The sequence below is a fragment of the Paenibacillus pinisoli genome, assembly GCF_003605435.1.
Lineage (GTDB): Bacteria > Bacillota > Bacilli > Paenibacillales > Paenibacillaceae > Pristimantibacillus > Pristimantibacillus pinisoli.
The window spans coordinates 1,546,486-1,561,589 of the sequence record NZ_QXQB01000001.1 but is presented as its reverse complement, the minus strand read 5'-3'; the positions used below and the strand labels follow the sequence as shown (position 1 = coordinate 1,561,589).

Below are 15,104 nucleotides of genomic sequence, written 5' to 3'. Positions count from 1 at the left end.
GTTCATTCCCCCGCAATAGATCTATTCTAAGAAATTCTCTCTCCCGCAAGTTTGGAAGCAGGAAGAATACCGGCCTTGGCGACTCCGCTCATCCGGTTGCCGTCCGCTTCGACTTCGAATCGCAGATTGAGCCGCATCGGCTTTGTAATGCGAAGCGACCACATTAGCTTATTGTCATTCAGGATAGGATCGATGAATTCCACGGTCTCATCGCCTTGGACAGCTTTTCCCCGTATGATGCCATTGCTTGTAGCAATAGATAGTCTAACTTGAAGCTTGCCAACCGGAGTTGCGAGCGTCGTATCCCATTCTCCGACGAATGAAGCAGCTGGAGCGGGCTCTTTATTCATGGCTTCTTGCGGCACTGTCGCTGCGGGCTCTTGATTTATTGCTGCTTGCTGCGCTGTCACTGCAGGCTCATGCATGTCCCTTTTCTCCTCGCTTGGGGCTGACTGTACCGGCGGCATCCCGGTATTCCGCCATGCCGTGCCGCGGCGTTCATACTCGAACAACTGCTCCACCGCATGCGCGATACGCGGCCCAAGCTCGCGCTCTACCATGTACAGGGCAACATCGAGCCCGGAAGTGACGCCGCCGCCTGTAATCAGATTGCCGTCATCCACGACTCGGGCTTGAACAGGCATAGCGCCTGTCGCTCCCAGCACTTCCATACCCATATGATGGGTTACCGCCGATCTGCCCTCCAGTAAACCACCCATCGCAAGGAGAAGCGAGCCGCCGCAGACCGTCACGACGATAGTGTCAGGCTGCTTGAGCGCTTTCTCGACTCTGCTTGTCAGCCCGGTCTGCATCGCCCGATTCAAGATGGCCGGTACCGTATCGGGACCGTCTCCTTCTACCTTGCCTGATGCGCCGGGAACAAGGATGATGTCCGCTTGCTCCGGGTTCAAGGTCCCGGTTGCTTCTATCCGCAGACCGTTGGTGCCGCTAGTTACATGCCGAGGCCCCTCGGCGGTAACCAGCTCTACGTGAATCGCATCATCGGCATACATGGCGGCGGCGTAAAACACCTCATAAGGCGCCAGCGCATCCAGCAGGTCGAATCCATCGAACAATACAATTTGAATATGCTTCATGCTTAAAGCCTCCTCTTGAATCTTTCTTCAGTTGGTGCTGGAATTAACTTACCAAATGGATCTCTCAATTCAGGCAGCCAAAAAGTCACGAAATGATAAACAAAGCATCACAATATGCCGCGCTTGGATTGCATGGTTCGGAAAGATGTTAAACTAGGAGCAGAAGGTGGGATAGGCATGGGTGAGACGCACACAATTCTAGTCGTGGACGATGACAGAAGCATCGTAGAATTGCTTAGAGATTTTTTGGAAAACGAGGGGTTCAATGTGTTAACCGCTTGCGATGCCGATCAAGCCTGGAAGCTGTTCCGACAGCACACTGTTGATTGCATCGTTCTTGATATTATGATGCCGGGCGACAACGGCTTTGAGCTATGCCGGAGGATAAGGAAAGAGGGCGACGTTCCGATCCTGTTCCTAAGCGCCCGCAGCGATGACGTGGACAAGATCCGGGGGCTTACGCTCGGCGGGGACGATTATATCGTCAAGACGGCTTCGCCCGGGGAGATTGTCGCCAGGGTGAAGGCTGTGCTGCGCCGTACGGCATCCCGGCCGTCACCCTCTGAGAGCATTCTGGATTACGGGCGGCTTCGCATGAATTTGACGGCAAGAGAAGTAACGATAGATGGGGAGAAGACGGTGCTGACCCCTAAGGAGTACGAGCTGCTTCGGCTGTTCGCCGAGCATCCGCGGCAAGTTTTTTCATATGAGCAGCTGCTCGACAGGTTCTGGGACGGGGTAGGCGACAAGCATACGATCCGGGTCCATCTCAGCCGGCTGCGCGAGAAGATTGAAGCTGATCCGAATGAGCCGCAGCTGCTGGTCAACGTGTGGGGAGTAGGGTACCGCTTTGAAGGAGGTTGACATGAAGACTCTTCGAATACGATCATTTCTTCTGCTGTGTTTTTTCCTCCTGCTCTTATTGCCTTGGATTTTCTATGTGACCGCTTATTTTATTGAAAATCAGTCGTTAAGCTTTATGAACAGCCGCCAGCGGGATGCGGAGCTTCAGCAAGGGCTGAATGGAGTTGTTTCTTTTATTGAAGCGGGCAGTGCCAAGTGGGGTGACGCCGAGTGGCAGGGCCAATTGCATGAGAAGCTGCGAAATGTGAGGGCGGATGCGGCCTTGCAATCGGCAGACGGCCGTGACATCTATCGTTCGAACCCCGATCGCCGGGGCTCGCTGGCTTCGACTGAGCGGTATACGATAATGGAGGACAGCCGGGTGGCTGGCAAGGCCATTATTTATCTCCCGAGAACCAATCAGATTCCGGCGATAGCGGCAGTGGCGGGAATGCTGCTAGCCCTCTTTATCATCGGCATGGAGATGCGAAGATTTCTCTTGAAGCCGCTGGAGGGAATGAGCGCTGCCGCCAGACAAATTGCGGACGGGGATTGGGATGTTGAGCTGCCTAAGGCGAGAATGACTGAAATCGCAGAAGTCCGCGACGGCTTTGAGGTGATGGTGAAGGGCATGCAGGCCGCCTACCGGAAGCAAGCGGAGCTGGAGGAAGAAAGACGATTTGTCATAGCCGCTGTTGCGCATGATTTGCGGACTCCGCTATTTGCTCTGCGGGGGTATCTGGACGGATTGGAGCAGGGCATTGCCAAAACGCCGGAGAAAGCGGCGCATTATTTGGCGGTCTGCAAGGAGAAGTCGGCGCAGCTTGACCGGCTGGTGGAGGATCTGTTTACGTTTACGAAGATGGAATACGCAGAAACGTCGCTGAAGCGGGAATCCGTAAGCTTGGCATCTGTCATACGCAAATCGTTGGACAGTGTTAGTCCGGCAGCACGGCAAAAGGAAATTGCATGTTCACTCGAATTGCCGGAGATGGGCATGGTGGACGGCGATGCGCATTTGCTGGAGCGCGCTCTCAGCAATCTGCTGGACAATGCGGTTAGACATACGCCTGTCGGCGGGCGCATCGCTGTTCATTGCGGCCAAGCGGAGCACCGAGTGGCATTTGCAATCCGCGATACTGGCCCTGGCTTTACGGGAGAAGAATTGCAGCGGGCATTCGAGCCGCTCTATCGGGGGGAGACTTCCCGGAATCGCTCCACGGGAGGCAGCGGGCTGGGACTTACAATCGCCCAGCGCATTATCCGAAGGCATGGCGGCGAGCTCACTGCCGGCAATCATGCCGAGGGCGGGGCGGTGCTGTCAGGCTGGCTGCCCGCAGCTGCTCCTATACATAACGGGCCAGCCGTTTTGGCGAAAAAAAACAATTAGGACAATGCTTACGACGAATGCCTGGAGCTTGCCAAAGGAGGGGACAGTCCTTAAAGCGAGTAGTTGTGCTAGTTGTGCTGCACACGGTTATTCGTATGAAGGGGCGTCCCTCCGTCATCTAGCGTCACGTAAGGCCGGGAGGAAAGCAGAGCTGAAAGCCGAGAAACTCGGCAAAGAGAGCTCCGCTAAGCGCGAAACGGAGCTGAAAGCCGAGAAACTCGGCAAAGAGAGCTCCGCCTCGCAGGAAACGAAGCTGCAAGCCGAGAAACTCGGCATGGAGAGCGCCGCTAAGCGGGAAACGGAGCTGAAAGCCGAGAAACTCGGCAAAGAGAGCTCCGCCTCGCGGGAAACGAAGCTGCAAGCCGAGAAACTCGGCATGGAGAGCGTCGCAGAGCGGAAAGCGGAGCTGCAAGCCGAGAAACTCGGTATGGAGCGTGTCGCTGGGCGGAAAACGGAGCTGCAAGCCGAGAAACTCGGCATGGAGAGCGCCGCTGGGCGGGAAACAGAGCTGCAAGCCGAGAAACTCGGCAAAAAGAGCACCGCCTAGCGGGAAACGGAACTGCAAGCCGAGAAATTCGGCATGGAGAGCGCGACCTCGCAGGAAACGGAGCTGCAAGCCGAGAAACTCGGCAAAGAGAGCGCCGCTAAGCGGGAAACGGCTTTAGACCAAATTTCAAGCGAAAGAGAAGCCTTCAGAGCCACGGTAACCGTGGTTTTGAAGGCTTCAAACGTGTGGGATCGGCTTATCCGTTGCTTCCCTTTTGGGACTCCGGTTTATCGAGTTTCAGAACAGATCTCGTGTACGGGCTGCCAATACGGCTTGCGTGCGCGAGGATACCTCAAGCTTCTGGTAGAGGCGCGACAGATAGACGCGCACGGTTCCTTCAGAGAGCCCCAGCTCGGCTGCGATCTGCTTGTTCGGCGCGCCTTGGCAGATCAGCTTCAGCAAGCCGAGCTCGCTTTCGGTTAACGGCTCCTGTATGGCTGTTATTTGGGGTGCTGGCGATTCAGACGATGGCTGATCTGCTTGGAAGGCTAGCAAGAGAGACCGGGCATAGGCAGCGATGGCCTCCTCTGGGTATTGTTGCTCTTGATGGGCGCTGAACCGGACATACTCGCTCAGAAGCTTGACAGCCGGCTGCCCCTCGTCCAGAAAGCTTCGAACGTAACCCATACCGTGAGCGATAGCCAGCGCTTCCTCCAGCCGGCTCATCGCAGCTTTGCGCTGCCCGCGCTGGCGCTCCGCAATCGCAGAAAGCAAGGCTATTTCGACCAGGCTGGCGACGATGCCTTCGCGCTCCGCCTGAGGTTTCAGTCCAGCCAACAGGTCAAGCGCTTGCGATGACTTCTTCTGTCTGATGAGAAGTCTGACTAACGATAAGTATTCGAACTCCCGGTTCAAAGTGGGATGCGTTCTCCCGGACAGATCCAGCAATACGGCCTCTTGCTTGGCCGCGCTCACGGCCTGTAGAGACAGATGCAGGCGAATGAGGAAGGCGCGGAGCGCTCTGTGCCAACGCATATCCGAATAAGCAATCGCCGTATCCATGCTCTCGGCAATCCAGTCATAAGCCAGCTGCTTATGGCCGTCTGCCAAGTACAGGCGGGCTTGAAGAATCCGATAAGGGATATATAGGCCGGGCGTGCCCTCAATGTCTTTGTAAGCGCCGATCTGGTGGAGCAGCTCCTGGCACTCCTGCAGCCGGTTCCATTCGTAATAGCCTTCGCATATCGAAAGCTTCACATATAAGTTAAACAAGGAGTTTTTCCAGCCCAGCGACTCCAGCGTCTGGCTGAACCGGAGTCCGATTATCTCCACTTCCTTGGAGAGCGCGCCCTTCAGGCCAATGAGCGTTCGGTTCAGCTGCGGCTCCGTAACGTTGAAGTTGTAGCTGTAGTAGGCAATATTGTCGCTAGCCAGCTCGTCCTTCAAGCGTGACGCCAAAGAGTGCCATTCCTCATAGTCGCCGCCAAAAAAGAGAATGTTGGAGCGGATAAAAAACATTCCGCTCTGAATGGTTTTCAGCCGCTGTGCATCTTCCATATCAGCCGTCTGTGCCTCCAGCTCAAGCAATAGCTGGCTGGCCCGTTCCGTATGGCCCGTTACGGTAAGGATAAAGATGTACAGGATGGACCATTCTGGCGAAGAAGCCGCTTCTGGCGGCTTGCTCTCGAACCAGCGGAGCACCTTCCAAAACTCCCCTTGCCTCAAAATCTCTTCGACATGCGTCTCCAACAGCTGCTCCATCCATCCGTATTCCCCGGCGGCAAGCGCATGGTCGATGGCATCGTCGATCATGCCGCGCTCCGAGTAGGCGAAGCTGGCTTGCCTATGTGCCTCCAGCCAGTTGGTTCGATCCTTGCGCTCAAGAAGATTGCTGAGGAACTCCGCGAACAAAGGATGATAGCGATACCAGTCTCCTTGATAGTCGATCGGCAGCACGAATAGATGATTGGCCTCCAGCCATGCAAGCATGGCTCTGCTATCTGGGTTGGCCGACACAGCGGCTGCGAGCTCTGCATCCATCCGATTCAGTACGGAAGAGCGCAGCAGAAACTGCTGAATGTCGCCAGGCAGCGAGCGGAACACCTCTGTGAACAGATACTCGGATACGTTCCGTTCGCTTCCTTGGAACTGCTCAATATAGCGGTCGCGTTCCGCCGTCTGGGACAGCGATACCGCTGCCAGCTGCATGCCGGCAACCCAGCCCTCTGTCCGTTGATGCAGGCTTCGAATATGCTGCTTGGAGAGCGGAAGACGATGCATTTGATTATAAAAGGCTTCGGTCTCCCCTTCGTCGAACTGCATATTGGCGAAGGAGAGTACGGTCAGCTGGCCCTGGGCCAGCCATCTGCTTGTCGAGAAGGGCAGCTCGGTTCGGCTTGCCACCACCAGATGGACAGAAGCAGGCAGATACGTAATGGCATAGGACAAGCTGTCATGGATAATGGGGTCGGTTATGACATGGTAATCGTCAAGAATGAGGGCAAGAGGACGATCCCGATCATGAAGCTCGTTCATTAAAGCATCGATAAACGTATAAAGAGAGGTATGCGGCAGCGTATGGGCCAGCGAATCTATTCGCATGGCTGTTGCTTCCGGCACGGAGCCGGCTAGCGCCGCCGCGGCATATCTCCAGAAACGGACGGCGTCATTGTCCATCTGATCAAGCGAGAGCCATGCGGTATCGCAATTCGAGCTGATGGCCCATTGTCCAAGCAGCGTGGATTTGCCGAAGCCCGCGGGAGCGCATACGATAGCAAGCTTGCCCTCCAAGCTTCGATTCAACCCCTGCAGCAGCCGGCTGCGTTCAATCAGACCCTCCCTGAGACGGGGAGCGGTTATTTTGGCTTTCAGCAGGTTGATATGGCTGGCGTCATTCTTCGAATTCATAGTTCCTCCATATGCAGACTAGCTATATTGCTTACAGTATAGCGGAACCCCTGTCATAAAAATAGGCGAAATTAACATTTGCAAATTGTTCTAGGGGCGATTTTCCGTACAATCAATAGAATTGTGTCATTCCATGTCGAGCATGGGAGGCTTAGATAAGGAGGTAACTGGAGAAGATGAACGCAGCTTGCATAAGGAAGAAAGGATATTCAGGGATGCTTTTGTCTTTGAAATGGGTTTTGATAGCGGCGCTGGCTCTGGGAGCGCTCGCAGCTCCCGTCGCTGTCAAGGCGGCTGAGGGCAGTGAACCTTTTTCATTGAAAGTGGTATCCATATCCGCAGGCGACTCGCATGTATTGGCTCTGCTGAGCGATGGAACGGTCAGGGCCTGGGGGAGAAATAATATTGGGCAGCTGGGCAACGGCTCTATCCAGCCGTCTAATGTTGCCATGCCAGTCTATGAATTATATAACGGGCAGCATCGGATGCTGACTAAGATCATGGCCTTATCGGCGGGGCCGCAATATTCTCTCGCTTTGGATGAGAACGGGGTTGTCTATTCATGGGGGTTTAACGCCAGCAACGAGCTTGGGCGCGATCCGGAATATATGATCAGCTATGCTGCCGAACCAATCGCGGGGCTGCCCAAGATTGTGAAAATATCGGCAGGCGCTACACATGCCTCCGCCCTGGCGGTGGACGGAACAGTATGGGCTTGGGGAGACAATCAAGTCGGTCAAGCAGGCATCGGTTCAATGGGCAGCGGCAATTTTGTCCCTGCCCCTGTTCAAGTGCTTGCCTCGGCCGGCGTTCCTTTGACGGATATTCGGGATATTCGGTCCAAAGGCAGCCAGACCTATGCCATCCAGGGCGATGAGGGAAAGCTGCTGGCTTGGGGATACAACGGCAGAGGACAATTGGGTGACGGCACCTATACCCATCGGGCTTATCCGGTTCCGGTAACGATGAAGGACGGCACCCCGCTAGAGCAAATCCGGGCGCTTGGCGGCGGTGACGAGTATGGATTCGCCGTTGGGACAGATGGGGCGCTGTGGGCATGGGGAACCAATGAATTGGGTCAGCATGGCATGAATGACAGAACGCTCCGAACGCGGGCAGAGAAGCTGATTCTTCCGTCAGGGGATCCATTCCAAGAAGTGGCGATGGTAGACGGAGGCTACAGCCATGCGCTTGCGGTTAAGGAGGACGGCAGTCTGTGGGCATGGGGAAGCAATATGAATTTCCTAGGAGACGCCTATACCGGACAATTAGGCCTCGGGGATAATATCAACTTCACTCTAACTCCGCAGAAGGTCGAACTGGCGGAGAGCGGAGTGGCGATTACCGATATTCAGCAGGTTGCCATTGCCTCGCAATATAGCGTCGTGCTGCGCAAGGACGGAACCGTATGGAGCGCAGGCAGGAACAACTTTGGACAGCTGGGCGGCAACCGTTCGGAGACGCATCTTGCACGCTTCGCCCAGATGACAATGACAGATCCAAGACAAGCGAATTGGGCGATTTCCAAAACGGAAGTTTTTCTGAATGAAGAGGCAACTGTGAGCTTGCAGTTGGCCGATTATTGGAGACGCATTGCCATGTTTGGCACCGATACGATCGAGTTTCAGTCCAGCATCGGGACAATTGACGGACTTGTATATGAAGGGAACGGAAAGTTCTCCGCCAAAGTTGCAAGCAATGCTGAAGGCAATGCCGTAATATCGGCCAGCATCAATGGCATTGTTATTCCGGCGAAGCAAAACGTAAAATTCGTGTCCCGAGAGACCAAGTTCAAGGAGGCGCTGGACTTTGTTATTGCGGACGCGGAAGCTGAGCTGGCGGCAACGGAAGAAGGCGTGGATCCGGGGCAATATCCGGCCGATGCGAGATTGGCTTTCTCTAATGCGATAGCCGAAGCGAAAGCGGTCTCCGCCGATCCCGATGCTGCGTATACCCTTTATGATGCTGCGCGCAAAGCTCTATTAAATGCGCTAATGGATTATTGGGATTCGGAAATCATGGAGGTCGATAAGACAGCCTTGAATGCAGTCATTTCGGAATCCGAAGATGAGCTGGCCTCAACAACGGAAGGCACGGATCCAGGCCAGTACCCGGCAAGCGCACGCACGGCGCTAAGCCAAGCTATCGCCGGAGCGAAGATTGTAGCGTCCCATTCGCAAGCGACTACGGCGGAGGTAGAGCAAGCGCGCGCTGCGTTGAGCGCCGCGCTTATGGCGTACCGGGCAGCGGAGGTGCCTGAGCCGGACGCTCCGGCATGGACGGCCGGCGAGCTCGAGGCAACGGATGTTACAGGCACAGCCTTGAAGCTAGTCTGGCCGGAAGCGAAGGCTGACGCCGGTGTAACGGGTTATCGCATCTACGTCGGTAATGATCCCGACCCGCTGGCCGAGATCGCGTCCGGTCAAGAGAACAGCTATCTTGTCGAAGGACTCCATAAGGGTGTCCGCTATTCGTTTACGGTAAAAGCGTATAATGACGCGGGAGAAAGCGCGGGTCTATCCATTGAAGCTGTCACCTTGGCGGACAAAACAGCTCTTCTCGACCAGTTGCAGAGGGCCAAGGAGCGGTTGGACGATACCAGCGAGGGCACGAGCCCTGGAACATATCCTGCCAGAGCCCGGGCTGCGCTGACGGCAGCGATTGCCGCAGCTGAAGCTGAGGCCGGCAAGGCGGACTCCTTGCAGACGTCCATCGATGCCGCTGCGACTGCCTTGCTGCAAGCTATTGCCGCCTATGACAGCTCTGTCATCACGCCTGGACCAACGAATCCAGGAGGGCCGGCTATCGTTCCGGAGCTGTCCAGCAGCAACGAGCTGAAGCAGCTGGGCATTATGGCTGGCGGTACCCGCATGGAGCTCATTCCTGCTTTCTCGCCGACCGTATTCGATTACAAGATCGTGACGGAATTGGAGGAGCTTGAGATTTCCTTCGAGCTCGCGCATCAGGGAGCGAAAGCAACGGTTCACCAGGACGGCAAAGAGATTAGCGGGAACTTATGGAAGCTGAATACAGGTGACAATACATTCACGATTACGATAGCTGCGGAAGATGGCACGGAGCGGGTATACCGTCTGAGCGTTACACGCCTGGCATCCGAGCCGAAGCCGCCGCAAAAGGAAATGACGGATATAGCAGGTCATTGGGCTGAGAATGAGATCAAGCAAGCGGCAGCCCTAGGCTTGGCAGACGGGTATCCGGACCAGACCTTCAGGCCGGATCAGTCCGTTACACGAGCAGAGTTTGTCGTTATGCTTGTGAAGCTGCTGCAGCCGAAGCGAAGCGGCACAGCTCACAGCTTTGCGGATCAGGCATCGATTGGAGCATGGGCAGAGCAAGCCGCAGCACAAGCGCTTGAGCTGGGATGGGTGCAAGGGTATGAGGATGGAACGTTCCGTCCGAACCAATCCATTTCCCGGGCAGAGGTGGCGGTCATTACTGCCAGAGCGCTTGGCATCGGCGGAGACGACGATGCAAGCACCGGGTTCGGGGATGATGACCGTATTCCTTCCTGGGCGAAGGCATCCATCGAAGCACTTCGTCTAAAAGGCATTGTGGGCGGCCGCGGAGCCAACCAATATATGCCGCAAGCCGGCATTACACGCGCGGAATCCATTACATTATTGCTGCGGCTGTACGAAGGCAGCGAGACGGAATAGGCCATTCGGCAGAAGAACATGGCAAGAAGCAGGCATTGGGGCTAACAAGTCCTCTTGCCTGCTTCTTTCGTTCGCCGCCTCTATTGTATTTGTTTTCGCTTACGATGATAATAGGCTTGACCGACCTCATAAGGAGGCATATGATGATGAGCGAATTTCAATCGGAATGGGTGGAGTCCGGATTTCCCCTGATTGCCGCTGCCGGAATGAAGTCCGTGTACGGCACGTCCAACCTTCCGATCTATCTTATAAATGAACCATATACGGCGCTGCTGGCGTTAGCAAGCGGAAGAGGCAGCTTGAGCGTGGATGGCGAAGCGCGGGAGCTGTCCCAAGGGGATATGGCGCTAATTCCCTCAGGTCTTGAAGCTTCGTTGACCGCCGACCGCTTGCAGCCGTTCCATGTCTATGTGCTTCTGCTGACGGCCCCTCAAGCAACGCATGGGGACAAGCGCCAGGCGGCAATGAGGAAAAGCGAGCTTTTATCCGGGGAGCATATCGAGATTCTGCCGTCTGAACCGGCGATTATGGCCAAGCTGGAGGAATTGTACGTTCACCGGGTTCCGACGCAAGAGTGGAGGCATCTGAGGAACCAGATTAGCCTTCAAGAGATCATGTTATATGTGCTGGAGCGCCTGAAGCGTCAGGGAGAGCAGGCGGAGCAGCCAAGCATGGAACGGAGTATCGTTCATCTGGAGAATTACTTTCACAACAAAGTGTCTCGCGATGACTTGGCTGCAATCGCAGGAGTAAGCCGCTCCCATTATTCCTCGATGTTCAAGCAGCTAACAGGTTATTCGCCAAGCGAATACTTGACCCGGATTCGCGTGAATCGGGCCATCGAGCTGTTAATTGAGGATGCCGGGACCCTAAGGGAAATTGCGCACAGAGTCGGATATAGGGATGAATTCTACTTAAGCCGGCGCTTCAAGCAGCATACCGGGGTTTCACCGACTGCCTTCGATCAGGGGCCGGCTCCGCGTGTGGCCGTCTGGCTGATTCCTTATGCCAGCCATATGCTGTTGCTTGGCGTTAAGCCTGTTGTAACGATTGCGGAGAATAGCGAATATGTCAATGCTTCAGGCAAGGAGGAGGCCGAATCGCCGGAGGGGATGATCTTTGCAGATATAGACAGCTCCCCCGAGCAAATCAAGTCGTCTCTGCGCCGCAACCGGATTGAGCTTGTCATTGCCGCAAGAGAGCATCTGCAGTATATGGAGCTGAGTGCCTCGCAATTGCGGCCTTACGCGCCTGTGGTAGAGGTTTCATGGATGGAGCTGGGATGGAGAGAGCATCTGCGGCTGATTGCCAGAGCTATCGGCCGAAGCGGCGAGGCAGAGCGCTGGCTGGCTGCCTTTGACGAAGAGGAGGAGGCAGCGCGCTTGCAGGTGCAGCAGTTGGAGGCTGCCCAGGATTCCTATGCCGTATTCGTGCTCAAGCCTGGCGAGCTGCTGGTATACGGAGCCAGAAATATCGGTTATGTAATTTATCAATCGCTGGGATTACGACCGCCTGCCCGTATAAAGGCTGAAATCGAGCAACAGCAGGACCGCTTTCATTCTGTCCAGATCCAGCCGGAGGAGCTCGCCGATTATGAGGGAGACCGGCTGCTCGTGGTCATCTATCCTGATGAGCGGGGCTCTACTGCCCATGCAGAGACCCTGTTTCAGTCGCAGGAATGGAACGCGCTGGCTGCAGTCCGGGGAGGGCATGTTCATTATTTGGAGCGGGATGAATGGGTGCCGTACAATCCTGTATCCATCCAATTGCAGCTGAAACGGGCAGTAGCGCTGCTTGCCGAAGCAAGCAAAAGACAATAATGCAAGTAAAACTCCGAACATAATGCCATGGTATGCTGACGGCTTGCTTCTTATAATTAACGAAGTGATTAAGACGGGCCGTTAGCTTAAGGAGGAAATGGCAGAGAATTAACGATTGGAATTTCGTCATGCTGACAGCCAGCGTGGATGCGATAAGCAGTACAAGGGAAGGACCTCATGAAGCAGGCAGTGCAGATTCCGGTTAATCTTAAGCTGGTTGCATATGGCCGCTAGAGAGGCATTTTTTTTGACCCTATATTGATAATGATTATCACTATTAAAAGAATGCTGACACGATCAAGCATCGAGACAAGGAGAGAAATAAAAATGAAAAAGTTGTTATTACCATTGTTCCTGCTAGCTGCAGCAATCGTAGTCGGGGCTTGCGGCAATCAAGCGGATAAAGGAGCTCCAGAACCCGCCGGAACGGGCTCGAACAGCGGACAGGAGACGTCCGGCACCGGCACATTCATGTATGAGTCGGAGGCAGGTCCAGTCGAAGTTCCGCTTAACCCTCAGCGGGTAGTTGTGCTGACCCGTTTTCTGACAGGCAATGTATTGGCTCTTGGCGTCCCCGTTGTGGGAGTGGATGAAATGTCCAAGGAAAATCCAAGATTTCAAGAGCAATTGAAGGACGTAGAAGTGATCTCCGACGAGAGCGTCGAAAAAATTATGGAGCTTGAGCCGGATTTGATTATCGGGATGGACGGAACGAATAACCTCGACAAGTTCAAGCAGATCGCTCCGACTGTCATCTACACTTATGATAAAGTTGACTACTTGGAGCAGCAGGTTGAGGTAGGGAAGCTGCTGAATAAGGAGAAGGAAGCCCGTGAATGGGTAGAAGACTTCAAGAAACGGGCGCAGCAGGCAGGGGAAGAAATCAGAGCCAAAATTGGCGATGACGCAACTGTATCTGTCATCGAGACATTCAGCAAGCAGCTGTATGTGTACGGCGATAATTTCGGCAGAGGTACCGAAATCCTGTATCAGCTCTTCCAACTAAAAATGCCGGAGAAGGTTAAAGCGGCAACAGTGAAGGACGGATTCTTCGCGGTGTCGACGGAAGTGCTCGGCGATTATTTTGGAGACTATGTCATCTTCAGCAAAAACTCGGAAGAGGACAATACATTCCAGGAAACGCAGACGTATAATAACATTCTGGCAGTTCAGCAAAATCGCGTGTTTGAAGCAAACGCCAAGTCGTTCTACTTCAGAGATCCGCTTAGCCTGGAGCATCAGCTTGAGTTCTTCACCGAGAGCTTTCTCGGCAAATAAATAGAAGTGAGTAAAGCGGTTATGCCTAATGGTATAGCCGCTTTTTTTCTATGGAAGCGAAAATGAATTCAAAATTTCATTTCATTTTAATGCTTAAAATAGGAAAAATTATGCATTAATTAATCTTTTCATGTCTTTTTTGTCGGGAATAAAGGGAAGGCACTTCACGCGTAGAATGAGTAAGGTGAAGCCAACTATAACGCGAAGGAAGTATGTGATGAGCCCGAATACGATATCTCTAATGGATCAAGTCGACGTGACTAATGGAGCGCACATTCTCTACTACTTTTCGAATCACGATGCTTATATTAAAAATGCCGCATCGTTTCTAATCAACGGACTTATTCAAGACGAACATGTCGTATTAATCGATAGTGAATCGAACTATCATGAAATTATCGAAGCGCTTGCCGCCCGTGTAGGAAGCGAGGCTATGGAACGGATACATTACGTCAATCATGCCGAGTTTTATTATGAGCACGGCATGCTGCTGGTGACGGATGTCATGAACAATTTCGCCAGGCTGTTCACGCCCTTGCAGCAGGACCTGCGGGCTATACGGTCATGGGGCCATGTGCCATGGGATGAGGATGCGAAGATCGAGGAACAGCTTATCACTTATGAGCACCGCTGCGATGCTTCCGTTCAGAATGCCCGAATGGTGGGCGTATGCGCTTATAATGCCAACATTATACCCGCTCATGTGCAGAATGAGATGCTGCGATTTCATGAATATTTTATGACGGATGATTCCCTGGCCCCTTCTATGTTCTATGGGGATACCAAACGTTCGGTCATTTTCCCGTCCCCTGCCGTGCATATGGAGATGCAGTCGGAGATGGATCTTTATAAGCAAAAGCTTGATTTTGCCCATGCCGTATCGCATGAGGTGCGCAACCCGCTGACCGTGATACGCGCTTATGCAATGCTGATGCTCAGCCCCCGCGGCGAGCTTGGCGAGGATCATCGGCGCAAGCTGCAAGCTATCGTCGATTATGTGGACGTGATCGATCATGAAATCGCCCATATCATCAATACAGAGCAGCTGCTATCGACAGATACGCTGTGGCAGAAGGAAGCGGTGAGCGTAAAGCCTTTGTTGGACGAGGTGCTGGATATGATGTCTACAAAAGCGCGTACCCAAGGAGTGGAGTGCCAGGCACTGATTGAAGTGCAGGAAGCTCAAATCTATGGCAGCAGCATCGGCTTCAAGCTCATCGTCTCCAATCTGATCAGCAATGCGATCAAATACAGCCATGAAGGTTCATCGGTATCGGTGCAAGCCGCTCTTCGGGATGGGATGCTGCTTCTGGATATTCGCGATCATGGCGTCGGGATGACGAATGAGCAGTTGGAGAAGCTATTCCGTAAGTATGAGAAAATGAATACAGATAAGAGCGGTCAAGGAATTGGGCTCTTTATGGTGAAAAAGCTGACGGACCACTTTGAAGGGCGTATCGAGGTGAAGAGTGAGCTTCATGCGGGCACAGAGGTGCATGTTGAGCTTCCTTTATTGTAAGAAATGAATGCGTTCGCGCTGGCAAATGGATGGTGGAAACAATTCTGCAATGGCGGGTGCGAAAGCGTCAGCCTCTATTTATAATG

General features: G+C 53.9%; 9 protein-coding genes. 7 read left to right on the top strand and 2 right to left on the bottom strand.

Annotated elements, in window-relative coordinates:
• Window positions 1-26 precede the first annotated feature (26 nt).
• The gene (locus tag D3P09_RS07280; RefSeq protein ID WP_120108361.1) at window positions 27-1,097 is read right to left on the bottom strand and encodes a DJ-1/PfpI family protein; all 1,071 of its coding nucleotides are present in this window, start codon (window positions 1,095-1,097) and stop codon (window positions 27-29) included.
• A gap of 177 nt (window positions 1,098-1,274) precedes the next feature.
• Here D3P09_RS07280 and D3P09_RS07275 point away from each other — a divergent pair, with 177 nt between their 5' ends.
• From D3P09_RS07275 to D3P09_RS07265, 3 genes are read left to right on the top strand one after another with little or no spacing between them, the layout of a single operon-like run.
• Window positions 1,275-1,961 carry a response regulator transcription factor gene (locus D3P09_RS07275; RefSeq protein ID WP_120108359.1) on the top strand — a complete coding sequence of 229 codons (687 nt, stop codon included), beginning with the start codon at window positions 1,275-1,277 and terminating at the stop codon, window positions 1,959-1,961.
• A 1-nt stretch (window position 1,962) separates the two neighbouring features.
• On the top strand, window positions 1,963-3,330 hold the full coding sequence (locus D3P09_RS07270) for a sensor histidine kinase (RefSeq protein WP_120108357.1): 1,368 nt from the start codon (window positions 1,963-1,965) through the stop codon (window positions 3,328-3,330).
• A gap of 4 nt (window positions 3,331-3,334) precedes the next feature.
• The gene (locus D3P09_RS07265) at window positions 3,335-3,877 is read left to right on the top strand and encodes a hypothetical protein (protein ID WP_120108355.1); all 543 of its coding nucleotides are present in this window, start codon (window positions 3,335-3,337) and stop codon (window positions 3,875-3,877) included.
• A 237-nt stretch (window positions 3,878-4,114) separates the two neighbouring features.
• Here D3P09_RS07265 and D3P09_RS07260 read toward each other — a convergent pair whose 3' ends face one another.
• Window positions 4,115-6,724, bottom strand: a complete 2,610-nt coding sequence (locus tag D3P09_RS07260; protein WP_120108354.1) for a winged helix-turn-helix domain-containing protein — start codon at window positions 6,722-6,724, stop codon at window positions 4,115-4,117.
• Window positions 6,725-6,951: 227 nt separating this feature from the next.
• On the opposite strand from D3P09_RS07260, the gene D3P09_RS07255 reads away from it, so the two are divergent.
• The 4 genes from D3P09_RS07255 (at window position 6,952) to D3P09_RS07240 (ending at window position 15,018) form a co-directional block, all read left to right on the top strand.
• Entirely contained in the window at window positions 6,952-10,401 is a 3,450-nt protein-coding gene (locus D3P09_RS07255) for an RCC1 domain-containing protein (protein ID WP_165867340.1), read from the top strand.
• Between the two features lie 146 nt (window positions 10,402-10,547).
• Window positions 10,548-12,221: an AraC family transcriptional regulator gene (locus tag D3P09_RS07250; RefSeq protein ID WP_120108350.1), complete on the top strand. Its 1,674-nt coding sequence runs from the start codon at window positions 10,548-10,550 to the stop codon at window positions 12,219-12,221.
• Window positions 12,222-12,548: 327 nt separating this feature from the next.
• Complete coding sequence (locus D3P09_RS07245; protein WP_120108349.1) at window positions 12,549-13,499, top strand: iron-hydroxamate ABC transporter substrate-binding protein; 951 nt, start codon at window positions 12,549-12,551, stop codon at window positions 13,497-13,499.
• Between the two features lie 217 nt (window positions 13,500-13,716).
• On the top strand, window positions 13,717-15,018 hold the full coding sequence (locus D3P09_RS07240) for an MEDS domain-containing protein (protein ID WP_165867339.1): 1,302 nt from the start codon (window positions 13,717-13,719) through the stop codon (window positions 15,016-15,018).
• Window positions 15,019-15,104: the final 86 nt, after the last annotated feature.

Bases quoted from the DNA above. Each gene is read 5' to 3' on its own strand.
- D3P09_RS07260 (WP_120108354.1), bottom strand. From the start codon at position 6,724: ATGAATTCGAAGAATGACGCCAGCCATATCAACCTGCTGAAAGCCAAA.
- D3P09_RS07270 (WP_120108357.1), top strand. From the start codon at position 1,963: ATGAAGACTCTTCGAATACGATCATTTCTTCTGCTGTGTTTTTTCCTC.
- D3P09_RS07275 (WP_120108359.1), top strand. From the start codon at position 1,275: ATGGGTGAGACGCACACAATTCTAGTCGTGGACGATGACAGAAGCATC.
- D3P09_RS07280 (WP_120108361.1), bottom strand. From the start codon at position 1,097: ATGAAGCATATTCAAATTGTATTGTTCGATGGATTCGACCTGCTGGAT.
- D3P09_RS07265 (WP_120108355.1), top strand. From the start codon at position 3,335: ATGCTTACGACGAATGCCTGGAGCTTGCCAAAGGAGGGGACAGTCCTT.
- D3P09_RS07245 (WP_120108349.1), top strand. From the start codon at position 12,549: ATGAAAAAGTTGTTATTACCATTGTTCCTGCTAGCTGCAGCAATCGTA.
- D3P09_RS07240 (WP_165867339.1), top strand. From the start codon at position 13,717: ATGAGCCCGAATACGATATCTCTAATGGATCAAGTCGACGTGACTAAT.
- D3P09_RS07250 (WP_120108350.1), top strand. From the start codon at position 10,548: ATGAGCGAATTTCAATCGGAATGGGTGGAGTCCGGATTTCCCCTGATT.